21 protein-coding genes and 1 tRNA gene are annotated in these 25,433 nt (G+C 43.7%); 5 read left to right on the forward strand and 17 right to left on the reverse strand.

Features of this window, described 5'->3' with window-relative positions:
- Positions 1-31: 31 nt before the first annotated feature.
- The 4 genes from V7K31_RS28240 to V7K31_RS28255 form a co-directional block, all read right to left on the reverse strand.
- Positions 32-1,801: an NAD+ synthase gene (locus V7K31_RS28240; protein ID WP_335099076.1), complete on the reverse strand. Its 1,770-nt coding sequence runs from the start codon at positions 1,799-1,801 to the stop codon at positions 32-34.
- Positions 1,802-2,044: 243 nt separating this feature from the next.
- On the reverse strand, positions 2,045-2,791 hold the full coding sequence (locus V7K31_RS28245) for an NUDIX hydrolase (RefSeq protein WP_335099079.1): 747 nt from the start codon (positions 2,789-2,791) through the stop codon (positions 2,045-2,047).
- Complete coding sequence (locus V7K31_RS28250) at positions 2,752-3,351, reverse strand: nicotinate-nucleotide adenylyltransferase (protein ID WP_335099179.1); 600 nt, start codon at positions 3,349-3,351, stop codon at positions 2,752-2,754. Before V7K31_RS28250 ends, V7K31_RS28245 begins: the two co-directional genes overlap by 40 nt.
- A gap of 4 nt (positions 3,352-3,355) precedes the next feature.
- Complete coding sequence (locus V7K31_RS28255; RefSeq protein ID WP_335099082.1) at positions 3,356-4,765, reverse strand: nicotinate phosphoribosyltransferase; 1,410 nt, start codon at positions 4,763-4,765, stop codon at positions 3,356-3,358.
- A gap of 453 nt (positions 4,766-5,218) precedes the next feature.
- On the opposite strand from V7K31_RS28255, the gene V7K31_RS28260 reads away from it, so the two are divergent.
- Complete coding sequence (locus V7K31_RS28260) at positions 5,219-5,371, forward strand: hypothetical protein (protein ID WP_335099084.1); 153 nt, start codon at positions 5,219-5,221, stop codon at positions 5,369-5,371.
- A 216-nt stretch (positions 5,372-5,587) separates the two neighbouring features.
- Here the strand turns inward: V7K31_RS28260 and V7K31_RS28265 are convergent, their stop codons facing one another.
- The 6 genes from V7K31_RS28265 to treY form a co-directional block, all read right to left on the reverse strand.
- Positions 5,588-5,878 carry a hypothetical protein gene (locus V7K31_RS28265; protein WP_335099087.1) on the reverse strand — a complete coding sequence of 97 codons (291 nt, stop codon included), beginning with the start codon at positions 5,876-5,878 and terminating at the stop codon, positions 5,588-5,590.
- A gap of 138 nt (positions 5,879-6,016) precedes the next feature.
- On the reverse strand, positions 6,017-6,664 hold the full coding sequence (locus tag V7K31_RS28270; protein ID WP_335099090.1) for a DUF938 domain-containing protein: 648 nt from the start codon (positions 6,662-6,664) through the stop codon (positions 6,017-6,019).
- A gap of 141 nt (positions 6,665-6,805) precedes the next feature.
- Positions 6,806-7,057, reverse strand: coding sequence for a BrnA antitoxin family protein (locus V7K31_RS28275; RefSeq protein WP_334826255.1), 252 nt, complete (start codon positions 7,055-7,057; stop codon positions 6,806-6,808).
- Between the two features lie 118 nt (positions 7,058-7,175).
- Positions 7,176-7,316, reverse strand: coding sequence for a BrnT family toxin (locus V7K31_RS28280; protein WP_335099093.1), 141 nt, complete (start codon positions 7,314-7,316; stop codon positions 7,176-7,178).
- Between the two features lie 82 nt (positions 7,317-7,398).
- The gene (locus V7K31_RS28285; protein ID WP_335099095.1) at positions 7,399-8,916 is read right to left on the reverse strand and encodes a trehalase family glycosidase; all 1,518 of its coding nucleotides are present in this window, start codon (positions 8,914-8,916) and stop codon (positions 7,399-7,401) included.
- Between the two features lie 104 nt (positions 8,917-9,020).
- Positions 9,021-11,819, reverse strand: coding sequence for a malto-oligosyltrehalose synthase (treY, locus tag V7K31_RS28290; RefSeq protein ID WP_335099098.1), 2,799 nt, complete (start codon positions 11,817-11,819; stop codon positions 9,021-9,023).
- Between the two features lie 115 nt (positions 11,820-11,934).
- On the opposite strand from treY, the gene V7K31_RS28295 reads away from it, so the two are divergent.
- A complete protein-coding gene (locus tag V7K31_RS28295) occupies positions 11,935-12,375 on the forward strand; it encodes a hypothetical protein (protein ID WP_335099101.1) in 441 nt (146 codons plus the stop codon).
- Between the two features lie 16 nt (positions 12,376-12,391).
- On the opposite strand, the gene treZ is transcribed toward V7K31_RS28295, so the two are convergent.
- The 3 genes from treZ to dnaK form a co-directional block, all read right to left on the reverse strand.
- Positions 12,392-14,239: a malto-oligosyltrehalose trehalohydrolase gene (gene treZ / locus V7K31_RS28300; RefSeq protein WP_335099103.1), complete on the reverse strand. Its 1,848-nt coding sequence runs from the start codon at positions 14,237-14,239 to the stop codon at positions 12,392-12,394.
- 499 nt (positions 14,240-14,738) lie between these two features.
- Complete coding sequence (locus V7K31_RS28305) at positions 14,739-15,734, reverse strand: J domain-containing protein (protein WP_335099105.1); 996 nt, start codon at positions 15,732-15,734, stop codon at positions 14,739-14,741.
- A 150-nt stretch (positions 15,735-15,884) separates the two neighbouring features.
- Positions 15,885-17,966, reverse strand: coding sequence for a molecular chaperone DnaK (gene dnaK, locus V7K31_RS28310; RefSeq protein WP_335099108.1), 2,082 nt, complete (start codon positions 17,964-17,966; stop codon positions 15,885-15,887).
- A 316-nt stretch (positions 17,967-18,282) separates the two neighbouring features.
- Here dnaK and V7K31_RS28315 point away from each other — a divergent pair, with 316 nt between their 5' ends.
- Entirely contained in the window at positions 18,283-19,131 is an 849-nt protein-coding gene (locus V7K31_RS28315) for a M28 family peptidase (RefSeq protein ID WP_335099110.1), read from the forward strand.
- A gap of 251 nt (positions 19,132-19,382) precedes the next feature.
- Positions 19,383-19,790 (forward strand): hypothetical protein, encoded by a 408-nt coding sequence (locus V7K31_RS28320; protein WP_335099112.1) that lies wholly within the window; start codon positions 19,383-19,385, stop codon positions 19,788-19,790.
- A 330-nt stretch (positions 19,791-20,120) separates the two neighbouring features.
- Here the strand turns inward: V7K31_RS28320 and V7K31_RS28325 are convergent, their stop codons facing one another.
- The 3 genes from V7K31_RS28325 to V7K31_RS28335 all read right to left on the reverse strand — a co-directional run bounded on the left by V7K31_RS28325 (position 20,121) and on the right by V7K31_RS28335 (position 22,530).
- Entirely contained in the window at positions 20,121-21,527 is a 1,407-nt protein-coding gene (locus V7K31_RS28325) for a lysophospholipid acyltransferase family protein (RefSeq protein WP_335099115.1), read from the reverse strand.
- A gap of 332 nt (positions 21,528-21,859) precedes the next feature.
- The gene (locus tag V7K31_RS28330) at positions 21,860-22,306 is read right to left on the reverse strand and encodes a DUF2127 domain-containing protein (protein WP_335099118.1); all 447 of its coding nucleotides are present in this window, start codon (positions 22,304-22,306) and stop codon (positions 21,860-21,862) included.
- Positions 22,307-22,457: 151 nt separating this feature from the next.
- Positions 22,458-22,530, reverse strand: a tRNA-Ala gene (locus V7K31_RS28335).
- A 71-nt stretch (positions 22,531-22,601) separates the two neighbouring features.
- Between V7K31_RS28335 and trhO the strand changes: the two genes are divergently transcribed.
- On the forward strand, positions 22,602-23,504 hold the full coding sequence (gene trhO, locus V7K31_RS28340) for an oxygen-dependent tRNA uridine(34) hydroxylase TrhO (RefSeq protein WP_335099121.1): 903 nt from the start codon (positions 22,602-22,604) through the stop codon (positions 23,502-23,504).
- Between the two features lie 195 nt (positions 23,505-23,699).
- On the opposite strand, the gene V7K31_RS28345 is transcribed toward trhO, so the two are convergent.
- Entirely contained in the window at positions 23,700-25,232 is a 1,533-nt protein-coding gene (locus tag V7K31_RS28345; RefSeq protein WP_335099124.1) for a SagB/ThcOx family dehydrogenase, read from the reverse strand.
- Positions 25,233-25,433 lie beyond the last annotated feature (201 nt).

Consider the following 25,433-nt stretch of genomic DNA (forward strand, 5'->3'; position numbering starts at 1 on the left):
CAACTAATTCAACTGTGGTTAGCATAACTAATTACTTAATTTGCGGATGGGCATTTTGTCCATCCCAACAGACTAAAGTAGGTGTAGCTATGGTTTTAGTCTGGTAAGCGTTTTTGACACCAATCCAGTTACTAGCAATTGGCATTCGCCAACCAGTTCCGAAGGCGCGATCGGTGATTTTCAAGCCTGGGGGTGCTTGTCGCCGTTTAAATTCAGCCCGCGCCACCATTTGGATTACTCGGTCTACAATCACTGGATCGTGACCGGCTGCAACAATTTGCGTTGCTGATTGGTGGTTGTGAATCAGGCGTTGCAAAATATCGTCCAAAATTTCGTAGGGCGGTAGAGAGTCTTGATCCACTTGACCTGGTTTGAGTTCGGCGCTGGGTGGTTTAATCAAGATGTTTTGCGGGATAATTTCACGTAGGCGTAGCCCGTCGTAGACATCGCGATTTAACCAGTGACAAAGTGAATAAACACAGGTTTTAGGAACATCTGCAATCACCGCTAACCCGCCATTCATATCGCCGTAGAGGGTACAGTAACCAACTGCCATTTCTGATTTGTTACCAGTAGATAAGAGGAGATAGCCAAACTTATTAGCGATCGCCATTAATAAATTACCCCGAATTCGGGATTGGATATTTTCTTCTGCTAGTCCAAACTCAGTACCCGCAAACAAATCACCTAAAGTTTGATCAAAGCCTTGCATTAACTCGCCAATCGGTAAAAGATTAGTCTTAATCCCCAGATTTTCGGCTAATGCCATAGCATCCCTAATAGAATGCTCGGAACTATAAGGGGAAGGCATGAGAACACCGAGGACATTTTCTTTACCAAGTGCAGCAGTTGCGATCGCAGCTACTATTGCAGAGTCAATCCCGCCACTTAAACCCAACACTACTTTAGAAAAGCGACACTTGCGAGCATAATCTCGCACTCCCAAAACCAAAGCTTGCCAAATTTCTTCATCTTCCGATTCATCCACAGGCGCTACATAACCCAACTGCAAATCCCGTTGCACCTCGTCAAATTCGACCACCACTAAATCGGTGTCAAAACCACGGGCGCGACACATAATTTCACCTTGACGATTCAAGGCAAAACTCCGCCCATCAAAAATTAGGTCATCATTTCCCCCAACCTGATTAGCGTAAATAATCGGTTGTTGAAAACGTACTGCACTATGCCTGAGTATTGTTTCTCGAAACTGGTGTTTCCCGACCGTGTAGGGGGAAGCAGACAAATTTACAATCAAATCTACACCGAGAATTGCTAAGTCAGCAATCGGATTCACTGCATAACTACGTTTGCCCCAAAATTCTTCATCGTTCCATAAATCTTCGCAAATAGTTACGCCAATATGGATATTATCTAGAGTGAAATAATTCGCCTGCAATCCTGGTTCAAAATAGCGGCGTTCATCGAATACATCGTAAGTAGGCAAAAGTCGCTTGTGAAAAAGTTGCTTGACCTTACCATTCTCTAATAAAGCTATACTATTAAATAAAGTTTTACCGCCACTAATAGACGCTTTCAGGTTCTGTTCAACAGTTCCTACCAACACAGCTAAATTTGGCGGTAAATCCCGCGCTAAATTTTGTAAAGTCATGCCCATTGCTTCCACAAAACTAGGATTTAGTAATAAATCTCTTGGTGGATAGCCACACAAAGAAAGTTCTGGTGTCAACAACAAACGCACACCGCTAGATGCTGCTTGTTGTGCCGCCTCCAGGATTTTTTGGGCATTCAAAAGCAAATCACCAATTGTCGGATTAATTTGAGCGATCGCAATCTTCATTGTATTTAGTCATTAGTCATTGGGCATTGGTCATTTGTCAAGAGTCAAAATAAGTTACTCAGGACTTTGGACTCTACAAAGTAATGTGAGTTCGACAAGTCTTATTTGACCTCTCCCCCAGCCCCTCTCCGACGCGGAGAGGGGAGCAAAAAGCTGAATTAATTTTTCGTTGCTCCTCCCTTTCCGTTTCGGAGAGGGAGGCTGGGAGGGAGAGGTTCATCGAACTTACGTTCAAGTGATTGGTTAAATAAACACCAAAGGTTTGTCTTTTAAGGGAGCAAAAGCTTCGGCATCAAACTTATACAAGCTAGCCGGACGACCCGCACCCCGCGATACCTTAATTCCGGTATCGCATAAAAAACCTAACTTGAGTAGACGCGCCCGAAAATTAGAATAATCGGAAAAATTGTCACCTAAAACTGTGGCGTATAACTGATATAAATCATTCAAGGTGAACATTTCTGGCAAGACTTCAAAAGCCACCGGACTATATTCTAATTTATTTCGCAACCGCCTGTGTCCATAGGCGAGAATTTGATTATGGTCAAAAGCTAATTGCGGCACTTCTTTTACTGGATACCAAGCTATACCAGTCATGCGATCGGCAATCAATTCGGCTTCCTCAAATCGTACTAGGGCAAAGTAACTAACTGATAGATAACGCACACCATAACTATCGGTTGCTTCCCGTGGATCGCGATTCGGCCCACCAAATGTATACAGTTGTTCTAAATAGAGATTGTTGACCTTAATTTTCTCTGCCATAATGCGATAGGCAGCATCCTCTAAAGACTCACCTGGACGCACCAAAGTACCGGGAAGACTCCAATGATTTAAAAATGGTTCTTGCTGTCGCATTACTAATAGAACTAACAGCCGATTTTGGGCAGTATCTACAGAAAAAATTACATTATCAACACCAACCTTGAAATCGGCCAAAAGTTGTTGGTTTAGCGGAGTTGGTATCTTTTTTTGGGAATGTCCTGGCATTTGTACAAATGCTCTCGATTAATATAGGCAACTACAGTGGCTGTGAGGGCTTCAGAATCTCCATGTTCGCGGTACGCTGTTGAGGAAACATCTAAACCAGTAAAAGAGGCGATCGCAATCTTCCCTCCCAGCTTTTGTACTACCTCTGAACTAGACTCATCTATTGCATATCCCGGTCGCGGCACGATCAGTAGTTGCACTTCCTGTAACAAATCTTCAATGTGATACCAACGTGGTAGCTGACTCAGTAAATCTGAACCAATGATCAACGTCAATTCAGCGTCCTCACCCCAAATAAGCCTCGCTTTTTCTACTGTTTCCAGTGTTCTAAAGCTACTCAATTCTTGTTCCAAAGCAATATTATGCCGTGGCGCGTCTATATCCGCAATCAACAGTTGCAGCATTGCCGCTCGATGCTCTAAGGGTGTTTGATGAGACTTAAATGGATTATCTGCTGCCCAAACCGCTACCCAATCATAACGCTCAGACAACCAACTCAGAATCGCCTGATGTCCAGCAGTTGGTGGATCGGCACTAGTACCAAACAAAGCAATTTTCATCATCTTACTTTGCGTCCTTTGCGTTTCGTTTCTTCGTTTCCTCTGTCAACTCTTGCAGTGCAGCAGAAATCTCCACTTCTACAACTACAGGATGATCCAATCGCCTTGTCTGTTCTGGCAAACTGGCAACTGAGGCGGCGGTACGCTGACGAATTGTTGCCAAAGACTCCAGTGGTTGCACCCGTTCACCTTCCTCCATTACCAATTGCAACAAAGGTTCTTCTTCCAGAGGAATTTCATCTAAAAGTCCCAACCTGTCTGCTTTTACCTTACCTCCGGTAAACGAGCGAAAAATCTGCTTGCGCCCTGGATAAGTAACCTTACCACTTGACTGTTTCATCACTGGGATGCCATCAATGTCTACAAGTTTATAAACTCCATTTACGGGCGAACCTGTAACTAGTCGGGTTCCCAGTCCGTAACCATCAATTTCAGCCCCAGCAGCTTTTAATCTGGCAATTTCCCACTCGTCCAAGTCGCCACTGGCAAAAATTGGCACACCGGGAAGGAGCGATCGCACCTGTTTTGATAAGGTAACTAAATCTCCTGAGTCCAATCTCACTCCTGTTAATTGCATTTCCCCGGAATTTACTTTTTCGGACAAGCGCTGGGCAGCAGCAACGGTATCGTAAGTATCAATCAACAATGGCGCACCCGGAAAATATCGATGAAATGCACTAAAAGCTTGTTCTTCAGTGCCTTCTATTGCTGACAACGCCATCACCAGTGCGTGTGCCATCGTACCACTTGGCTTTTGTCCCAGTTGTAGCGCTGCTAACACATTGGAAGTGGAATCTAACCCACCTGCCAATGCCGCCCGCGCTGCCCACAAAGCAGCCTGGGGACTAAATGCTCGTCTTGTCCCAAATTCTAAAAGTGTTGCTTTTTCCCCCGCTACATCCCGCAACCGTGCTGCTTTTGTGGCAATCAAAGTCTGGTAATTAATCGTATTCAGCAGGTAAGTTTCCACAAGTTGCGCTTGCCAAAGAGGTGCTTCCACCCGTAACAGTGGTTGATTGGCAAAGACGGCTGTCCCTTCCGGTACTGCCCAAACATCACCCGTAAACTTTCCCTCAGCTAGTAGTGACCAAAAGCGATCGCTTGCGTGAGCAAAAATTCCCGTTGCCTGTAATGCGGCAATTTGCGAGGAACTAAAGCGGAATTTGGCTAAATATTCCAATGCCTGCGTCAGCCCCATTGCAATTAAATAACCAAAACCCTCTGGCAATCGCCTGACGGACAATTCAAAGCTTGCCCGTCGTTCTTCTATACCTTCACCTGTGTAACAAGCTGCCATCGTCAACTGGTAAAGGTCGGTCAGCAAGCTGTAGTCATCCGCAGAGAGGTTTAGTTCCTGGTTCTGCTGGCTTTGCTGTTTATATACATAGTCCAAATCTGGCAAAAGAGTTGTCATCCTAGAGCTTCCTTACAAGACGCTTCTGCTATTTATGGTAATATCTACCATAAATAATGTCAACTCCCGGCGAATATATTTCAGAGATTGCCGTAGAACAGTAGATTTATAGGCAAATTAATACTAACTTCATAAAATACTTAATATTTTTTAATAGTAATAGTTAGCAATAATGTTAATTTCACAAGGCGGCTAATGAAAGCAAACAATATCCTGTCAGAGAAAGTTTGTTTACCAGCCTCTTTGCCAAACTGGGGTTGGAGAAATAACTATGTTAGGATTAGAAATAGTGAGGAAAGTTTGGCTTTTTGACAAACTAAAGTATTGCGAAGTTATCTGAATAAACATTGCGTATAATTTCAATCTGTTGAGAATTAGAGCCAGTCAAGAATATCAGCATTAAAGTTATAGATATCACAATTAAAGCGACTCGAAAATAAGGAGTCCAATATTATGGCTATTTCCAAAATCATTGCGAACATAACCAAGTATATTTCTGAAGCTGCAATGCGGATTTTTGGGCCTAATGATGATGCTTATCCTAATATTGGCGTACAACCTTTTAAAGGTGAGCCTTATGATAAGCGTAAAGATGATAATGATTAGGTGCTGAATATAAGAATCCAACTTGAATAATTATAAGCACAGTGAGACTGAAATCTATGTCAGGCAAGGCTTTTATCTGAAAAAGTTTTCATTAATCAAACTGGAGTCCTAAGTAAGTGGGCTTGAATAATTAAAGGTTTGTTTTAAGCAGCTAGAGCCGTTTAAAACAAGCGGAGTAACATCTGTCAAGATAAAATTGATGGCGTGAATAGTTACTTAACGCCATCTGCAACTTTCTCTCAAACCTAACCCCCAACCCCAACCCTTGTAGGGTTGGGGAGGAAAAATCAAAGCCTCTGATGCGACTTGCTTGATTTTTTTCAACATAATATATACCAATACGCTTGGGTTAGAGCCAAAAACCAAAACCAGCGTAGGTTGGGGAGCCACTGTGTTGGGCGGGTTTCCCGACTTGTTCGCGCAGCGTCTCCCCTTGGGAGAAGCAAGTGGCGTTTGAGGAACGAAACCCAACCTACGCAGGGTTTGTTGGGTAACACGAATGTTCAACCCAACCTACAATTATCCTTAACTGAACTGTATTGTAATATATACAACAAATTGCAACAAGCGCCTCTGTACAGATTATTGTCAAGTCAAACACGTAATCTTTGTTCATTACAAGCCCCATCCCTCTACAGGGTGGGGTTATTGACTAGCAGAATGTTCAAACACTACTGAAAGATTATTTGCTGGCATTTGGTAAGTCTGTTTCAAGATCAGGTTTTGGGCGTTAGCTACTGCTACAACATCATCCAAGTTACGTACACCCCACTCTGGGTTTTGGGCGCGTAAAGATTCGTCAAAAGCTGCATTACTCGCTGCTGTATGTTCTCCACCTTGTTTAAAAGGCCCATATAAATAGAGGATACCTCCTGCTGGTAAGATCCGACCTGCCCCTGCCATTAGTCCTAGACAGGCTGACCACGGTGAAATGTGAATCATATTGATGTTGACGATCGCCACAATTGGCTGATTATTAAGCCAATCAAATGCCGGATTCTCCACTGCCCAAACTGGTTCTCTGACATCAAGCTCAAGTGGTGGATAAAGATTATAACAGCCAAAGTGTTCAGCCCATGCAGTAATGCTGGCTCGTAATTGTGGATTTGCATCTGTTGGCAACCACGAACGAGGACTGAGCTTGGGGGCAAAAAATACTGCATGTTCGCCAGTACCACTTGCTATTTCCAATATCGTGCCACTCTTTGGCAACACCTGTAAAAGTACTTCTATAATTGGTTCGCTATTGCGCTGGGTTGCTGGTGCATATTGTCGTGCGTCTTCTGGTGTCATCCGTATCGTTATATTATAAAATCTGACCGCATTTTATACTATTTCACTCAATGACAGATCCCCAACGGTTATAATTTTTGGGGCTGATTGAATCATTGTGATTATTCCTCATGATTTGGTACGAGCCAATAAGATAAGGCGTTATAGCGATGAATTATGCTCAATATAAGAGCGGAGAGCGGAGTTAATTAGAGATTGGTAGCCTTTTCCTTTGCTTTTAAACCAATCCAGAATATCTTGATCTAGTTGAATTAATGTGGTCTCTTGGCTAAGAGGTTTTACCATTTTGGCTGTTTCCCAGAATTGCTGATCTAATTCCGGAATATCTGAAGTATCAATCGCTGTATCAGCGATATTTTGGAGTTCTTTAAGTCGATTGGGCGAGATACTCATAGTAGGTTCTCCTTTCTTTGGGGGTGGCTTTTCGGGCAGAGATTAATCGAATTTTGCCGTTTCTGTCTGTATGGGCGGCGGTAATAATTACAACGCCTTGGATTGAGCCAATACTAATTTATCGAATTTCTTCATAGTCGTACCGTTCATCAATTGAGGTGAAAACAATACCGTCAAATATTTCTGTAGCTTCTTCAAAACTAATGCCATGTTTCTGGATATTTTGTTGGTTTTTATTTTTGTCCCATTCAAATTTCATTCAACTATACATAATTCATATAGAGTCAAGTGTAATAAATAAGATGAAGACGTGAGGGAAAAACTCACGCTTTTCTTTTTGCTTAAACTTTTTTCCCACGGGCTGCTAAGAGTTCCAGAACGACTCCATTTGTCCAGCCGAAACCAACTTCGTTAGAACTGTATCCAAAGGAGATTTCGTCGGAAACGTTGGCAGAACAGCGTTCAACATCATATTTCTCAACTATGGTATTGTGACGCCCGAATTCTTTAATTACCATAGCCAGGAATTTGTTGGCAATGCGATCGCCTTCTGAATGATACCCATAGCGGTGAAGTCCCTGGACGGCAATTAATGTCAGTGGCGCCCAACCAAAAGGCGCATCCCACTGGTTTCCGGTGACGCGAGTACTGGTCAAAATTCCTCCTGGGGCTTCAAACAAAGAGAGATTTTCCACAACGCGTTTGGCTTGGGTTGGCGAAGCAATTCCCAGCCACAGGGGATAGAACGTGGTAGCAAATTCATAACGGCGGCGTTTTCCACTCTGCAAGTGATAGTCCAGATAAAGTCCCTGTTGGTCATCCCAGAGACGCAGATCGATGCGATCGCGGCGGATATCTGCGCGATTGCTCCATTTTTGTTCCAGTTGTTCGTTCCCCAGAATATCGTTAATTTGCGCCATGTCTTGTTCTACCTGATACAGCAAACTGTTGAGGCACACAGGAGCGTAGTGGAGGATATCAGCACTGAAAGGGCCAAATCGGTTGGTGATATCAAAACCGGACTCGCGCATGGTGCGATCGCCCTTGTAAAATAAATTGGTCAGTTTGTCATTTTCGCGATCGTAGTAAAGATTGACATCATAATCCTCAACTTCAAAGGTTTGGTAATATTCCTTGACGCGATCGTAGTGGCTTTTTCCCTCCTCATCCCGCTCGGAGAACAAAACTTCTGGCGCGGGGCCTTCCCCAAGAGCATAGAATCTAGATAAGCCTGTTCCAGGATTGAGGTGGGGCGGTACTACCCAGTAATAGTAAAATTGCTCTAGTAGCGGTACGGTTGACCTTAACCACTCTTCATTCTGGGTATGCTGGAATAATGCCAAAACCATCATGCTGAGTACAGGAGGCTGCGATCGCGACAACATATAAGTCCGGTTGGAATTGAGGATGATGCCGTAATTCTGCACCTGGTACAGCATTTGGTCTACTTGGCTTTGCGCTAGCTCTAATTCCCCATCGTGCAAAAGTCCCAGTAATATAAAGTAGCTGTCCCAGCCATACATTTCGTTAAAGCGCCCACCTGGTACCACATAAGGCCCTGGTAAGTATAGTAACCCATGCTCTTTAATCGCCTCCACTTCAGGTGGCAAAGTGCGAATTTCAATTCTTTGCATATCCTTTGGAGATAGCGATCGCTCCAACACAGCCTGAATATTAGGACAATCTTCTAAGGGTGAAATGTAGACAATCCAAGGAGTGTCTGTTTTGTGGTCTAGCTTGGTATCTTTTGCAGATTGTAATAAGTGTTCGTGCGATCGTGTTAAGGTTTTCCACGTTTTTTTGATATGGAGGCGCAGGGTGTCAATTTGCGCCGTGGTGGGTGTTGGAGGAGTGGTCATATGGAATTATTTTTTTAACGCAAAGGGACGCGGAGGGAACCGCAGAGGTACGCAGAGGTTTTAGGGGGTTTTCTCTGCGTTTCTGGGTGAGGCAGGTTTATTTTTTACTCGGCACTACTAATCAATAGGGCAACTGGAAAATGGGCGAGGGCGGTTGCGATCGATAGGGTTTCTGTAGTTTGTAAGGGTTGCTGAGTTATGACGTTTTTCCAGGTAAGGGAAGTTCCAGGGGGTAATTGTAGGTGCGTATCTTGCCAAATTGACTCGCCTAAGGGGTTGTCTCTAGGCTGGATGAGGCTTGTTAGAAAACGAGGCGCGATCGCGATCGCTGTTTGATTCCCCTCCCGCCGTGCAAAGGCGATGATGTGATTGGCGTAGGTTCCTTGAACTTCTAAGGGTAAATAGTCGCCGTCCTGGAATAATGACACGTAGTTTGTTCTGGCTTGGAGTAATTGAGCCGTTAAAAATAATTTGATTCTACCGTCTGTTTTATCACTCAGCAACTCTTGAATTAAACCCAGAATGTCGGTTTTCACCTGTTCGCGGATCGCACTTAAGTAGGTGCGTCGTTGTTCAAAATCCACGGGACGGCGATTGTCTGGATCGACTAGACTTAGTTCCCAAAGTTCTGTTCCCTGGTAAAAGTCGGGTACGCCGGGTGCGGTAATCTTTAGGAGAGTTTGGGAAAGGGAATTGAATATACCATAAGCTGCAATTCGCTGTTGAAAGGGGCGAAAAACTTCTAGAAATTCCCCGGAGATGGCAGGATCAAGTACTTTCTCAATAAAGGAGGTACAAGCCTCTTCGTATTCGCTATCGGGTCGCAACCATGCTGTATGCACTTTCGCTTCTCGAATTGCCTTAATTATATAGTCTTTCACCCGTTCTACAAAGGATGCCTGTTCATGTTCCCCAAAAGGAAACGCCCCCACCAGGGTTTGATAGAGAAAATACTCATCGTTGCGATCGGGCATAGCAAACCCGTGGCGATCGCTACGATTTCCGCGATTAATGGCGCTCCAAGTATTTACCTGCTGTTCCCACTCATCGGGGATTTCTGAAAGGACATTCAACCTAGCCCGCACATCTTCACCGCGTTTGGTGTCATGGGTGGCTGTGGTGTTCATTGTGTGAGGCCAGGTTGTCTGGTGCTGTTGGTTAAAGGCATGAAATTTGGTTACTGAAATTCCAAAATGACCCGGATTACCCCCCACTTCATTCAGCGACAGCAACCGATTGTAAACATATAATGTGGTGTCTTCTACGCCTTTCGCCATTAGCGGCCCGCTATATTGCTGCATTCGTAAGACAAAAAATATCCACTGCTCGCGTTCTGTTTGAGTCAGAGAGTTATCAAATTCTAGCAGCATTAACTTTTCAATAAAGGTCAATTCGTGCTGCAACAGGGGCGCTTGTTCTTTGGCTTGGTAAATTACTTTTTCAATGGTAGCGCGATCGCTATCCCCAATTCCATCTGGCGTAATATAGGTGCGGTAAATCGGGAACAGTGTCAAAACTTCCGCGATCGCTCTTTTTAGTCCATTCAGTGTAAAGTCATTGCCATAGCGATATTTGCTGGAAATGTTCTTTAACAAAAGAGCCAGATTGTCAATATCACCTGCTAAATTCTTTTCCAAAATCAGGTGCTTTTTATCCTTCACCACCGATGCATAATTTACTCTTGAGCCGATAAAGTTATGATAGATTTTATCGAAGGATGATTCATTTTCAGTTTGACAAAATACACCATTTACATAATTCAAAAAGTCATATCCCGATGTTCCTTCAATTCCCCAGTTTTCCGGTAAATCTTCAGTAACTTCTAAAATCTTCTCAACGGTGATATAAACATCTCCTGTCTTTTCTCGCAGCCTTTCTAGATATTGGATTGGGTTATAGAGTCCATCAATGTGGTCAATGCGTAAACCTGTAAATATACCCTCGTCAACCAGCTTTTGAATTAGGCTGTGGGTATTATTAAAAACCCGCAGTTCTTCAACTTTAACGGAAATCAGTTCATTGACTGTAAAGAAACGGCGGTAGTTCATTTCCTCTGCCCCCACTTTCCAGAAGGCGAGACGGTAAAACTGGTCATTCAGTAATTCATCTAGGAGGTTAAAGCTATCTGAATTTCCTGGTTCTCCGTTGAAGGTTTGGATATTTTCGTCAATGAACTCGCGGATGGCATCGTTTGTGGTATAGAGTTCCCAAACCAATCCTTTAATAAAGGCAATTTGGTCTTGTCGCTGTTTTCCCGCAACTTCTGAGGGGACATTTTTGAGAATATACAGAATCCCCAATAGTTTAATAAAATCGGGGTGATTGCGTCCGAGTGTGCGCGTGAGTTTGCCCAAATTATGGGTGATAAATTTTGTGTAAGATTCTAACCGCAGTGGCAGTTTTAAGCTGTAATAGTTTACAGTTAAACCGTTTTGTTCATATTGTAGTTGAATGTGTCCGTTTTCTAGGGATGCACCATAGAAATCTCCCAGTAGCGGCGCTAGGATTCGCTGTTGGCGATCGCCAAAGGGAGCATTCCAAGAAAGGTCGAAGTAGTCGGTATAACTGGAATCTGGGCCGTGTTCCAATACATCCATCAAGTAAAGGTTTTCGCTGGTATAGGCCATGTGGTTGGGCACAATATCTTGTAACCAGCCCATACCAAGGGATTGAACTTCGCCAACTAACGCATCAAAGGACTCATTCGTTCCTAATTCTGGGTTTAGTTGAGTGGCATCTACGATATCGTAGCCGTGTGTACTCCCGGATCTTGCCTTGAAAATGGGAGAAGCATATAAATCGGAAATACCTAAATCTGCTAGATAAGCTGCGATCGCTTTAGCGTTATCAAAGCCAAACTGAGGTGTAAACTGAATTCGATAAGTTGCGGTAGGAATTCGCATGAGTTTGTTCTAATGATAAATGGGGGAGTAGGTAGTGAGGCGGACGAGGGACTTATATTATGTCCGTTTGATTGCTCATTAAACCCGAAAAACCCCACCCCGCCAAAACTGTGCTTTGTCTCCCCTCCCTGCTTGCAGGGAGGCAGAAATTCAAGTACTGGCAATCAAAAATGATGCCAAAACTGTGCTTTGTCTCCCCTCCTCGCTTGCGGGGAGGGGTTGGGGGTGGGGTTCTTTTATTATGGGTAATTTAGCGGACACTATATTACTTGGAGAATTTGAGCCTTTTTACATGAACGTTGAGCCTTTTTACTCGAACGTTGAGCCTTTTTACTCGAACGTTGAGCCTTTTAGCTTCAACGTTGAACCTTTTTACATGAACGTTGAGCCTTTTAACTCGAACGTTGAGCCTTTTAACTCGAACGTCGAGCCTTTTTACATGAACGTCGAGCCTTTTTACATGAACGTCGAGCCTTTTTACATGAACGTTGAGCCTTTTTACATGAACGTCGAGCCTTTTTACATGAACGTCGAGGTTATGAGGCTGAAACTTTAAGTTCTAACCCTCCTCCTCATGCTTTTTCATAGAGTACTAAACTAGTAGCTTGCAATTTTACTTGTTGGCCTACAGACAGATGTTCAGTAGCTTCAGAACCAGTCCCAGACCATGAGGTATCAGCAGAGTCTAATAGTTTCTCAGCATTATGCCCAATTGGCAGAGCGACTGTCACTGGAGACGAATTGAAATTCATCACAAATATTAGTTCACTTGATTCGCACCAACGACGTACAATGACCACCTCCTTGTCTCCATCGCTAGTCGCTTGGATAAAATTGCGGTCTTGATTTAAAAGTGCTGGATGCGTTTTGCGTAAATTAATTAACTGGCGATACCAATTCCAGAGAACTTTGTGCTTACCATTATTGCGTAATTCCCAATTGAGTTTAGACTTTAGGAAAGTTTCTGGCGATTCGGGATCTGGGGGATCATCTGCGTAATGAAATGCTTCAAATTCTTCTTTACGTCCGGCTCGAACTGCTTCAATTAAATCTGGATCGGAGTGACTGACAAAGTAAATGAAGGGTGCTGTTTCAGCGTATTCTTCTCCCATGAATAACAGAGGTAAGTAGGGCGACAGCAACACAGCGCCAGCAGCTAACTTTAATCCTTCAAAAGAGATCCTCTGGGTGAGGCGTTCTCCTTTCATTTGATTGCCGATTTGATCGTGATTCTGGATGCAGACTGTAAACTGTGATAAAGAGCGATCGCGGCACGATATGCCATGAAATCGTTTGCGATCGGGCGAGTATTTCCAATCATAGACAAAACTATCTTCATAAGCTTTTGCCAGATCAGCACATCGCCCAAAATCTTGATAATACCCTTGGCGATCGCCTGTCAAGAGTGTATGCAATGCATGGTGAAAATCATCACTCCATTGAGCATCGATTCCGTATCCACCCAATTCCGGCGGACGAATTATTTGCGGATTATTTAAATCACTTTCGGCGATTAAATGGCGTTTCCATTTTTGCCCTTGTTGTGAAAAATGATGAACCGCTTCCGCCAATTCCCATAAAAAATGCTTGGCTCCCAAGTCGTAAATTGCTTGAATCGCATCAAGTCGCAATGCATCAATGTGAAATTCACCCAACCAATAAAGCGCATTTTGGATGAAATAGTTTCGCACACCCTGACTATGGGCATCATCGAAATTCAGCGCATCGCCCCACGGCGTTTTATAGGTTTTAGTAAAGTAGGGCGCGAACTGCCCCATATAATTACCTTCTGGCCCAAAGTGGTTATACACCACATCCAACACTACGGCGATATTATGTTGGTGACAAGCATTTACCAGTTGCTTCAGTTCGGCTGGGCTACCGTAGGAATTTTGGACAGCAAAAGGGTAAACGCCGTCATAACCCCAGTTGCGGTATGTCAGAGAAGCCTCAATATGGGTGTCTCCCGGAAACTGAGCGATGGGCATGATTTCAATGGCGTTAATTCCCAGTTCCCTCAGTTCAGGTAGGCGGGAAATGATCGCGGTGAAAGTTCCTTCGGGCGTGAATGTGCCAACGTGAAGTTCATAGAAAATCATCGACTCCACAGGAATGCCAGCCCATCCTTCATCAGTCCACTCAAACTGTTGATCGACAACTTGAGAAGCCCCATGCACCCCTTCAGGTTGATACTGCGACGCCGGATCAGGAAAAGTGTCTTGGCCATTCAAGACATACCGATAAAGCGCACCTGGATACACATCGTTGACTTTCGTGTGCCAGTATCCCTCAGACTGAGGCTTGAGGGGAATTAACTGCTGTTCTGGCTTTAAAATTTGTACCGTCACGCTATGTAATAGCGGCGACCAAACTGTAAATTCACACTCTCCGTTACCCAAGTAGTTAGCACCAATTCTCACGCAGTATCCTCCCATCAGATTCTATGTTGTGCCGAATTGTGGCATGACTGTAAATGTCATTGATTGCACAATGTTTACAAACACGCCAGATAGCATAATGGTTGGTCTACCAGACTTGTTGCTAGCACCTGGAGGCGGATTTTTTACCAGAATAAGTTCTGTCTAATGATGATGAAGAATTTAGAAGTCAGAATTTAGGAGCAAAGCCAGGAAAGCTCCGCCTCACCACTCGTAATACTGTTCGGTTAAGGCACCAGACGCGATAAATCGCCGTCTTTACAATAATCAGTCCTTCGTCCTGACGGCAATTTATCGTAAATTCAAGGGTTTAAGACCCCAACCATAAAGGTAGCCCCAGTTTCAGTCGGGGTTTAAATCTCCGCCTGAAATTGTCTAAAATGTTTGAATGCGTGAATTGTTAACTCCGCTCTCCTTAGTAAGGAGAGCGGTTGGGGGTGAGGTTTTGAATAGCTTTATTTGATTGATTGATATTTCATCTCTAACCCAATAAATCAGCGCGGGGTTTAAAAGTTTCAATTTGACGCAACTTTTCGTAAAGTTCGCGTTCTTCTGGAGTAATATTTTTCGGGGTAACTATCTGAATTTCCACCAATTGATCGCCACGTTTACCATCATCGCTGGGGTAGCCTTTATTTCCTAGTCGGAATTTTTGACCAGACCTAACTCCTGTGGGAATTGTCATTTTCACTGGGCCGTCCAAAGTTGGTGCTTCTACCTGTCCTCCTAAAACTGCCTCAGTGGGAGTAACGGGAATCTGGCAAACTATATTTAAACCTTCGAGCTTAAATAATGGATGAGGCTCAACGGTAATTTTTAAGTAGAGGTCGCCACCACCAACGCCTTGGTTCCGCAAACGGATGGTTTGACCTGTTACCATACCTGGAGGCATAGTAACTTCTAGCGATCGCCCATCTTCCAAACGAATACGTTCATTGCCACCTTGATAAGCTTTTTCTAGTGGCAGCGTTAATCTGGCTTCTATATCCCGACGGGTGGTGCGAGGTGGGGTATTAACGGTATACGCAACTTTTGTTCTGGGGGAACGAAACGGATCGCTAGTATTACCATTGCTGGAGTTACTTGTCCCACTCTTATTTTTGACGCCGATAACTTGATTAATAAAGCTTTCAAAGTCGGAAAATTGGCTTGGATCTACATCCTGATTACTGTTGCGATCGGCTTGACTACTCTGCCAAGTTTTAGTCTTTGGCGTTTGTTTGTTGCCTGCAAAGCCTTTTTGCTTCCAGTAGCGGCTAAACTGATCGTACTGCGATCGCTTGGCTAAGTCTGAAAGAACTTCATAAGCCTCGCCGATATCCTTAAATTTTTCCTCGGATTCTTTGTTACCCGGATTCAGATCGGGGTGATATTGTCTTGCTAACCGCCGATAAACCTTTTTAATTTCCTCACCAGAAGCGTCTTTAGATACTCCCAAAATCTCGTAGTAATCGCGGAAGTTCGGCAAATTTTGCATAGTTCAGTTATTTAAATTTTAGATTTTAGATTACTTATGAGTAGAGACGCGATTAATTGCATCTGTACAGGAGTTAGGAGTTGAAAGATTTAATTTTTAACTTCTCACTCCTAACTTTTGACTTCTCACTTCTGACTTTTATTAAAAGTACTACAACCAATCATTGTCTTCTTCATCATCCCAGTTATCTTGGTAGGTGGGGCGGGATTTGCGTGGAGGACGGCTTTCATAGGAAGGAGAACGACTGTCTCGGTTATAGTCTGTGTCATAGTCTTTACTGTAATCTCTGCCATAGTCCTTACCATAGGAGTCGCGTTCTCGATATGTCTCTCGCACAGGTTCGCGTTCTTTATCTTTATCACCGCCAGTAAAGATGTCCCGGATAGTACCAAATAAGTCATCGTCTTCGTCTTCAGCATAAGTCTGGCGGACTTCCCGGTTTAGCTCATAGAGAGCATCTTGCAAGTCGGCATAAGATTGATCAATACCGCGATCGCTATTTTCCTTGAGACTCTCTTTTAGTTGTCGGCAAATATTATCAATTCTTTGGCGGCGGCTGCGGGCAAACTGCATACCAAATTCCAGTGCTACTTCTCTAAGTTGCCTTTCTGCTTGGATAATCAACGCCTCAGAACGAGTCCGCTTTTCTATTCTTTCTTTACGTTCGCGATCGACATCGGCGTATTTCTGAGCATCCTGAATCATCCGATTCACTTCTGACTCGTTCAAGGTAGAAGCGCCCTGAATGGTGATACTCTGCTCTCGCCCAGTGGTTCTATCTAAAGCTGTCACCTGTAAAATACCGTTAGCATCAATATCAAATGACACCTGAACTTGGGGAATTCCTCGTGGTGCTGGCGGGATGCCATACAGCTTGAAACGTCCTAAAGACTTGTTGTTTGCTGCCATTTCCCGTTCGCCCTGGACTACGTGAATTTCCACAGTATTTTGGTTATTTTCGGACGTGGAAAAAATGTCAGAACGGCGGACTGGAATGGTGGTGTTGCGGGGAATGAGTTTTTTCATCACGCCGCCGATGGTTTCCAATCCCATAGAAAGGGGTGTAACATCCAAAAGCAGTACATCTTTGAGTTCGCCGGCGAGAATTCCGGCTTGAATTGCTGCACCCACTCCCACGACTTCATCGGGGTTGACGTTTTCGTTGGGTTCTGTGCCAATCAAGTCCCGCACAAGCTGCTTCACTATTGGCATCCGTGTAGAACCGCCAACTAACACTACTTCTTCAATATCTCTAGGTGAGAGTCCGGCATCTTTGAGGGCACGTTTCACTGGTATCCGCAAGCGCCCCACCAAATCGCCACACAAATCTTCAAACTGGGAACGAGTTAAACGAGTTTCCAGATGTTTGGGGCCATCTTCAGTAGCGGTGATGAAGGGTAAGTTAATATCGGTGATGCTGACAGCAGAAAGCTCAATTTTGGCTTTTTCCGCCGCTTCCATCAGACGTTGCAAAGCTTGGCGATCGCGTCTTAAGTCTACCTCTTCTGTCTCTAGAAATTGCTCTGCTAACCAATCTACAATTTTTTTGTCAAAGTCATTACCACCAAGTTGCGTATCTCCACTGGTAGCTTTGACTTCAAATATCCCATCACCAACGTCTAAAATCGACACGTCAAAAGTGCCACCACCCAAGTCAAATACTAAGATAGTTTCCGTGTCACCCCGATCTAATCCATAAGCCAAAGATGCAGCAGTTGGTTCATTCAGAATCCGCAGCACCTCTAAACCAGCAATTCTGCCAGCATCGCGGGTTGCCTGCCGTTGAGAATCGTTAAAATAAGCCGGTACTGTAATCACTGCCCCAGTAACTGGTTCACCTAAATAGCGACTAGCATCGTCTGCCAATTTCTTCAGCACCATTGCTGAAATTTCTTCTGGGGCGAAATCTTTATTAAGACGGGGACAGGCAATTTTAATATTACCTACTTCGTCTTTGCGGATGGTGTACGGTACACGCTTGGAATCTGGGTTAAGTTCGCCATACTTGCGCCCAATGAAGCGTTTCACTGCAAAAAAGGTATTTTGGGGATTGAGTACCGTTTGTCGCCGTGCCATTTGCCCAACCACCTTTTCACCATCTTTGCTAAAGCCAACTACGGAGGGGGTTGTTCGCATTCCTTCTGCATTGGCAATCACCACCGGCTTGCCACCCTCCATAACGGCGACTACTGAGTTGGTTGTACCCAAGTCGATGCCGACTACCTTGCCCATGCGTTACTCTTCTCCTAAAGTGTCTTATATATTTATTATGATTGGGCGGAACTACCTCTAGCTTTGTGCCACAGGATAAAAACACCCCAATGGTATAATAGTGATCATTCAGGCAGTGAGCTAAGATGTGCAGCTAGAGGAGATAGTTGCAAGACTAGGATAGCATTGACATGGTTGGTGTGCCTAAGCAGCCTTAATTCTTGTTATCCGCCGCCTTCTCTTTACGGGATCTGCAAGTTGGTAAATAGACCTTAAGAATACTTGCTCTGCTTCTTTGATTGCCTGAAAACCTTAATATTGCGACTATTTTAAAAATTTGAATTTAACAGAGCGATTACAAACTTCCCTGAGTGCGATCGCGCGAGAACGCGATCCTTACATGGCAACGGCTGGACATTTTTTTGTCCAAGAATACATCCGCCAGGAATTTTCCCAATGGGGGAGTGTGGAAATCCACACCTTTGAAGTCAGAGGTAAAGCTTGTGATAACTTGATTTTAAATTTACCCTCCCAAACTAGAGGGCAAAAAAAGGATTTGCCACCGATTTTAATTGGCGCTCATTATGATGGCGTTCCGGGAACACCTGCGGCTGATGATAATGCTACAGGTGTGGCGGTGTTGCTGGAATTAGCCAGAAAGTTTGCTGCCCAAGCTGTCAGATATCCTTTAAGGCTAGTTGCTTTCGATATGGAAGAATATGGCTTATTGGGTAGTGCTGACTATGCAGCCTTGTTGCACCAACAAAAGCAACAGCTACGTTTAATGATCTCCCTAGAAATGCTGGGTTACAAGGATTCTACACCCGGTTCTCAAAGTTATCCCGCTCCTCTGGAACGCTTCTATCCAGATAGAGGTGATTTTATTGCTTTAATTGGCAATTTGCGGACATTGCCTGACTTAATTGGCATGAGCCGTAATATTCGCAAAGCTGGCGTATCTAGTCAATGGCTACCCGTGCCGAATCGAGGTTTAATAGTTCCCCAAACCAGACTTAGTGATCATGCACCTTTTTGGGATTTGGGTTATCCGGCAATGATGGTTACAGATACAGCATTCTTGCGAAATCCACATTATCACAAACGTAGTGATGCGATCGCTACTTTAGATTTAGATTTTCTTAGCGGTGTATGTGAAGGGTTGGAAATTGCAATTCGAGGGTTGTGAAAAATATTGATGATCTGCCTCAGCAAATTTTAGATTTTAAATTAGCCTCTCGCTTTGGGAGAAGGGGAGACGCGCAAGGGACAAGTCGGTAGAGCCGCCCAACTCACTGGCACCCCATGAGCAACTGGCGCGCGAATTCCAGTCGCCTCGATTATTCTCTTTTTAGAGTTATAAAAAACTATGAAAATGCTTGACAAAAGTCTTACTAATTTGGCTCAATCTTAATATAATATTTTTTTTGGAAAGCCCTCATGCTGAAAACAACTTCTAAAACAGGAAAAGATTCTTTTTCTATTAGGTTTGATGACCTTGATGAGAATTGTTTATCTGAATTAAGCTGCAATGAAGCCTCTGAAATTATTGGAGGTTTTACAGTTATCAATGATTCAGGAGCTACGAAAGGTTTTTATAATTTTGGAGCATTAGTATCGCCACAAGCCGAAGTTTTACAACCGGGACAAAGCGCTACTTATAATGGAGAATATATTTTATATAATTCTTCAACAACCCAATTTCAACCAACATTATCACAGGCACTCAATCCAACAGACACAGTAAGTTTTCGTCTGCAAGGAAATCAAGTAGTTCTTAAGAATGCAGCTCTCACGGGAGGAACCATATTCAGTGCAGTCGCACCGGGAGCTCCTGGCGGCATGTAGGTAAGGCTAAAAATTAAAACTGGCGTAGGTTGGGAAGCCACTGTCTTGGGCGGGTTTCCCGACTTGAACCAAGTAGCGTTTGAGGAACGAAACCTAACATGAAATAAGACTTTATTGAGTTTCACTACCCTCCGGGAAGCCTGAAGAAAAGTTTCACTGGAGGCAGAGCCTTTAATCAGCCGTTCCCATGCTCTGCATGGGAACCAGATAACCTCTCTGAGGATTTATGTAAAAATAACCTGAACAATTTTTATGTGAAAGCTAGATTTAGCAAGCTATTTCAAATAAATTTTGTAAAACTTATTTTTACATGATGCCTGAGTGAGATAATCAAGCAATCATCTTCTCTAAAGCAACCTGCAAATCTTTTGTCAAATCGCTCACAGCTTGTCTAGACGCCTGGCGATCGCCCTGACAATTATCAGAGCGTTCCGTAACTGAAATTGGCTCTCCCACGGTGATTTCTGCTTGTCGCAAACCTAACCGAGGTCGTCCCGGAAGTGTTGTATCCTGAATCCTAGAAAGCATATCGAATATAAGCAAAGCTGTTTCCGCAAACCGTTCCGCCGTCGGTTGTTCCTGAATATAAGTAGCTGTGACGGCAACAAAACTTTCCACTATCCGCATATGTCGCATTTGTAAGTCTGCTTCCTTTGCAACCCAGTCTGCTAAACCGCGTTTAAAGGGTGGTAAAGCATTGATATCTGGCAAATCTTCCCGATAAATGTAATTCCAGCCAGCCTCTTCTAAACGGCGACATCGATCAATGAAATTACCCTGGGCTTGAACTCCAAAATACTGTTCGGCAACTTGTAAAGCTTTATCCAGTAAGCGATGAAGTCGGGCAATTAACACCTGATTAGGATTAGCAAATTCATCTGTTGAGATGGTTTTTGGAATGTCTTGATGATAGAAGCGACGATAAAATTCTTCCATCTCCGTAATCAGATATTCAGCCAACCGATAGATACGTTGATAGTAAATCTCTTCGCCATCGCCCTGATTAATTTCTATTACTGGCAAGCCACTATCAGCTTCCAACTTACTTAGTAACCAATCCAGTTTAGACCAAGGTGGCTCAACGTAGCGATACTGGATAGCGATCGGCACAATGATCACAGTCTCAGTCCGGTTAGCTTTTTGCAAGTCTTCTACACACCAGAACCCCATTTGAGCAACACCGGGTTCTAGTGGGCTAACAATGCCACTATGACCATTAGTACCTCCTTCTGGTGCCACTGCGATCGGTAGTTCGCCATTAGCAAACAACTCCCGTGCAGCTTGAATCGCTTGGCGATCTAGTCGCCTACCGCGATGAACCGGTACACCTCCGATTCTAGAGAACAACCAACCCAGCCAGTCTCCAGCCCAAACCGTCATACCCCTGTCATAAAGAAAATAGCTGTGAACAAGAGATTGCAGTATGATACCTTCCTGACGAGCAACCTGTGGCACAATACGGGAAAGCAAATACAGCATACATAAAGGATCTTCTACCTCTGGGTGGCGAAATGCCAACAAAAAGCGAATTTTTCCAGCCTGAAATTGTTGATAAAGTTCAGCTAATACCTCAACATTTTTGGCTTCAATTTTGACAATACCAGCACTCAGCCAAGGTCGAGTGCGAAACCGTAGTGCGATCGGTAGTAACCACCGAACAATCTGGAGTATCAGGCGGTTAAACTGTTGAGTAATAAATTTCAGTGGTGGTTGAGTAGACTGAATCGATCTAGGCAAGTCGCTCTCCAGATTGTATTTCTAGCGATTGTACAACGTGGGGTCTTGGTTTTGCCTAAACCGCAGCCTCCTGCCGTCAAACATTTCAATCTCCACGTTTCGCCCTCTTGGTTACTCAGCACTGGTTACTCAGCACGGGCTAAACCATAGCTACGGGACTGTTTCGGTGATAAATACAAACCTGGAAACCGAGATTACAGCTATTTTCAGGTAAATAGACCACGCAGTAAGGGTACAGCATTGCTGTGCCCCTACAACAGATGTGGTTCAAATACTTAAAACTGCTGTAAATCAGGCTTTATTAATTTTGAATTTTGAATTTTGAATTGGTATTACTTTCGATGTTTAGGAAAATTTCGCAATAAATAGCCAAACACTGCTAAATTCAATACAAGAATCAATATTTTTATTGCAGAGAAGCCTCGAATCAATTCATAAATTTCTGGCGGAATACTGATACCCACAAGTCCCAACACCAAGACATGTGCCCAACGCTTTTCGTACCATAAACCAATGGCTTCAATACTAGTAACAATAGCATAGACTCCTGCTCCAATGCCGCTAAATGCCAAGGTTCGGGGATTTAAGTTGAGAACTTTATTTAAAAGCCAATCAATAATTATCGATTTACCTTCTAAAACATAATCATCTGAAAAAGCCTCTAGATTTTGATAATTTTTTAATGTCAATAATAACGCGATCGCAGTAGCCATAAGCAGCAAGGCGGTAAATGTTTTGTAGAGAACAATTACCACTAATCCCAATGGACGTTTTTTCAAACAACCCCCTTAAGTATATATAAGTCCAACTTTGAGTAACTGGCTCTGGATGATGCCAACTAAGACGCTTATTCTAGCAATTCTTGCTCGCCCGATCTTTCCACTTTTTCCTACAACAGATGTGGTTAAAATAAATGAAACCCTGTGTAAATGGAGGTTAGCGGACTCGAACCGCTGACATCCTGCTTGCAAAGCAGGCGCTCTACCAACTGAGCTAAACCCCCATAAAATTAAAATAGTAGGTAACTTTGGTTGCCGTTGTGATTGTACGTTATACTGTTCCATTACCAAAAGGATGAAACCAGAAAATATCCAAGTTGTCGCAGCATTGTATAAATTTGTGAAGCTGCCAGATTTTGCCGAGAAACTAGATCCTCTACTGTCTTACTGCCAAGCGCAAGATGTCAAGGGGACAATTTTGCTGGCACAAGAAGGTATTAACGGTACAATTGCGGGTTCGCGTCAGGCGATTGACTCTGTTCTCTGCTTTCTGCGTTATGATCCCCGTTTAGCAGACCTAGAATCCAAAGAATCCTATACCGAAACCCCGCCCTTTGAGCGGATGAAGGTGCGGTTGAAGCCAGAAATTGTTACTTTAGGGTTGCCCGAAATAGACCCAAGTGAGCAAGTTGGCACTTATGTCAATCCCCAGGAATGGAATGATTTGATTTGTGATCCAGAGGTAACTTTGATTGACACCCGCAATGATTATGAGGTAAATATCGGTACTTTCCAAGGAGCAGAAAATCCCCAAACTAGCTCATTCCGGGAATTTCCTGATTATGTGCTACACCACCTCGACCCAACTAAACACAAAAAGATTGCTCTGTTTTGTACAGGCGGTATTCGCTGTGAAAAAGCCTCATCCTTCATGCTTGCCCAAGGCTTTACTGAAGTTTATCATCTCAAAGGTGGCATTCTCAAGTATTTGCAGGAAGTTCCAGCACACGAAAGTTTATGGGAAGGCGAATGTTTTGTCTTTGATGAGCGGGTAACTGTCAGTCATGGGTTGGAGGAAGGGAGTTGTGAGCGGTGCTTCTGTTGTGGACGTCCGATTTGTGAAGAAGATAAGGTGGCTGGTAAGTATGAGCAAGGTATCTCCTGTCCCTACTGTTTTGATAGCCTGACTGAGGAGAAAAGAGCGCGTCAGCAGCAAAAATGGCGCCACTACCAAACCCAAGTTAATAATCTGAAATAAGCGGAACGCATCTAGGGCTATTTCATTCTCATCTAACCCGCCTCAGAATAAATTCACCTTTTCTTATAGCGAAAGTCGTCTCAAGACGACTGAGAAAAGGTTATAGTCCGTTAAAACGTACTTTAGCTAAAAGTCTGTGAACTTTAGTTCTGGGCGGTTTATGTTTAGAACGAAATAGCCCCTCTGAGATTCTTTTTATCTTGAGCGTCCCAATGTAGTGATATATAGAACAGCTTCATCAGCAGGGATACCCAAAACTTCATTCACTTGGTCATCAAAGAATCCAGCGATTCCACTGACGCCGACATTCAGGTGGACTGCCGCTAAATTCAGGCGTTGTCCCAAATGACCGGCATCCAGATGTAAGTAACGGTAAACGCGATCGCCATACTGTGCGATCGCAGCTTTCAGATCGGCTGTATGAAATAACACTGCTGCTGCATCCCGTCCTAATTCTTGTCCTAAACAGAGAAAATGCAACTCTCGCCGAAAGTTTTTAAACCGAATTTGGCGTAATTCTTGGGCTTTGGGTGCGTAATAGTAACAACCCGCTTCTAATCCTTCAACTCCGCAAACAGCAATGAATGTTTCGATTAAATTTAGATCAAAGTAGTCTGGAGAAATATCTAAATTTTGGTCGATGTAATTTTGCGGTTGGTAAGTGAAATCGAGTAAACTTTTCAACTCATCGAAAGTTAAATCCTCACCATTGTAAGCGCGGGTAGATCGTCGCTTGTACATAGTGATTTCCAGTTCTGACAGATTTTTTCCCCAGTCTATAGGCGTAGTGGTGGTAGGAATTTTTAAACAGAATGGAAAATTGTATTTATCCTCCAAAGATTTTTCTTGTTTGATAGTTGGTAGATTGAGATTGCCAGTTATACCTAATTGGATCTGGGTGTGTCGATGGAAATATGCCAGCAATTCCCCATCGGGGATTTGAGGATAACTGGTTTCGGTGGCGGAAGGTAAAGCAGTACATCCCAATGGCAAATTTTGATTGACATCTAACAAGTCTGCCAGAGGTAAGATAGCGATCGCACCTTCTTGTTGCGGATCGATATAAAGCAAATCGTTCACCGATTCATCCACAAAACCGCCAATTAAATGGGGGCGATAGTCAGTAATCGCAGCAGCCAATTCGATATTGCCCAACAGGTGTCCCGTATCTAGAAAAATCCGGCGGTAAGCCCGATCTTCATAGCGCCAAGCAGAACGATAGAAAACCCCAGTGACAATAATTGCTAGTTGGGTATTTTCTAAAGCAGGATGCCAGAAACAAGCTGCTTGGAGAGTTTGCCAAACATCATTTTCCCAATAATGCATCAGGGAATGAGTCCGACACTGGTAGTTATAGAGTCCGGGCGGCAATAACGACGTGCCACGGGAAACCACATACACCTCGGCAGGGTATAGTCCCCCGGCACTGGGAGCAGCCCGTAAATACACCGCGCTACCCATAGAAGGCATTTTCGCCGTCAATCCATAGCTGCGAAACAGCAGCCTTGAAAGTCTTTGCCACCATTGAGCATCTGGGTTATTAGCAAATGTCTCTGGTTTTTCTTGGATATAGGGTTTGAGATCAAAAGTAGAGCCAATTTTGTACTCTTTGAAGGGCACTGGCTGTTTAGCCCAGTCTAACCCTTGATTTTTGGAGGCGAGAGTCTCAGGGTTGTATTTAGTCCGTTCGTGATAATGCTGGGCAATTGATTCGTGTAATTCTGGCATAGTACTTTTAATATCCTTGGGGCATCTTTTTTTGATCTTGGCATTCATTAGCCCCATTATTTCGTGTCAATTGGTACAATCCTCAGAGTCACAAAGTGGTGATTAGTAACAACTGTATTCGGGCATTGGGCATTGGTGTGGACTTATAACAGCAATATAGTGGCACTACAGTAGACCAATAACGGCATTATGATGCCATTA

This window comes from Nostoc sp., from assembly GCF_036917675.1.
Lineage (GTDB): Bacteria > Cyanobacteriota > Cyanobacteriia > Cyanobacteriales > Nostocaceae > Nostoc.

What these genes read in the sequence shown, in the direction of transcription:
- V7K31_RS28240 (WP_335099076.1), bottom strand. Translation starts at nt 1,801, where the DNA reads ATGAAGATTGCGATCGCTCAAATTAATCCGACAATTGGTGATTTGCTT.
- V7K31_RS28245 (WP_335099079.1), bottom strand. Translation starts at nt 2,791, where the DNA reads ATGCCAGGACATTCCCAAAAAAAGATACCAACTCCGCTAAACCAACAA.
- V7K31_RS28250 (WP_335099179.1), bottom strand. Translation starts at nt 3,351, where the DNA reads ATGAAAATTGCTTTGTTTGGTACTAGTGCCGATCCACCAACTGCTGGA.
- V7K31_RS28255 (WP_335099082.1), bottom strand. Translation starts at nt 4,765, where the DNA reads ATGACAACTCTTTTGCCAGATTTGGACTATGTATATAAACAGCAAAGC.
- V7K31_RS28260 (WP_335099084.1), top strand. Translation starts at nt 5,219, where the DNA reads ATGGCTATTTCCAAAATCATTGCGAACATAACCAAGTATATTTCTGAA.
- V7K31_RS28270 (WP_335099090.1), bottom strand. Translation starts at nt 6,664, where the DNA reads ATGACACCAGAAGACGCACGACAATATGCACCAGCAACCCAGCGCAAT.
- V7K31_RS28275 (WP_334826255.1), bottom strand. Translation starts at nt 7,057, where the DNA reads ATGAGTATCTCGCCCAATCGACTTAAAGAACTCCAAAATATCGCTGAT.
- V7K31_RS28280 (WP_335099093.1), bottom strand. Translation starts at nt 7,316, where the DNA reads ATGAAATTTGAATGGGACAAAAATAAAAACCAACAAAATATCCAGAAA.
- V7K31_RS28285 (WP_335099095.1), bottom strand. Translation starts at nt 8,916, where the DNA reads ATGACCACTCCTCCAACACCCACCACGGCGCAAATTGACACCCTGCGC.
- treY (WP_335099098.1), bottom strand. Translation starts at nt 11,819, where the DNA reads ATGCGAATTCCTACCGCAACTTATCGAATTCAGTTTACACCTCAGTTT.
- V7K31_RS28305 (WP_335099105.1), bottom strand. Translation starts at nt 15,734, where the DNA reads ATGCAAAATTTGCCGAACTTCCGCGATTACTACGAGATTTTGGGAGTA.
- dnaK (WP_335099108.1), bottom strand. Translation starts at nt 17,966, where the DNA reads ATGGGCAAGGTAGTCGGCATCGACTTGGGTACAACCAACTCAGTAGTC.
- V7K31_RS28320 (WP_335099112.1), top strand. Translation starts at nt 19,383, where the DNA reads ATGCTGAAAACAACTTCTAAAACAGGAAAAGATTCTTTTTCTATTAGG.
- trhO (WP_335099121.1), top strand. Translation starts at nt 22,602, where the DNA reads ATGAAACCAGAAAATATCCAAGTTGTCGCAGCATTGTATAAATTTGTG.
- V7K31_RS28345 (WP_335099124.1), bottom strand. Translation starts at nt 25,232, where the DNA reads ATGCCAGAATTACACGAATCAATTGCCCAGCATTATCACGAACGGACT.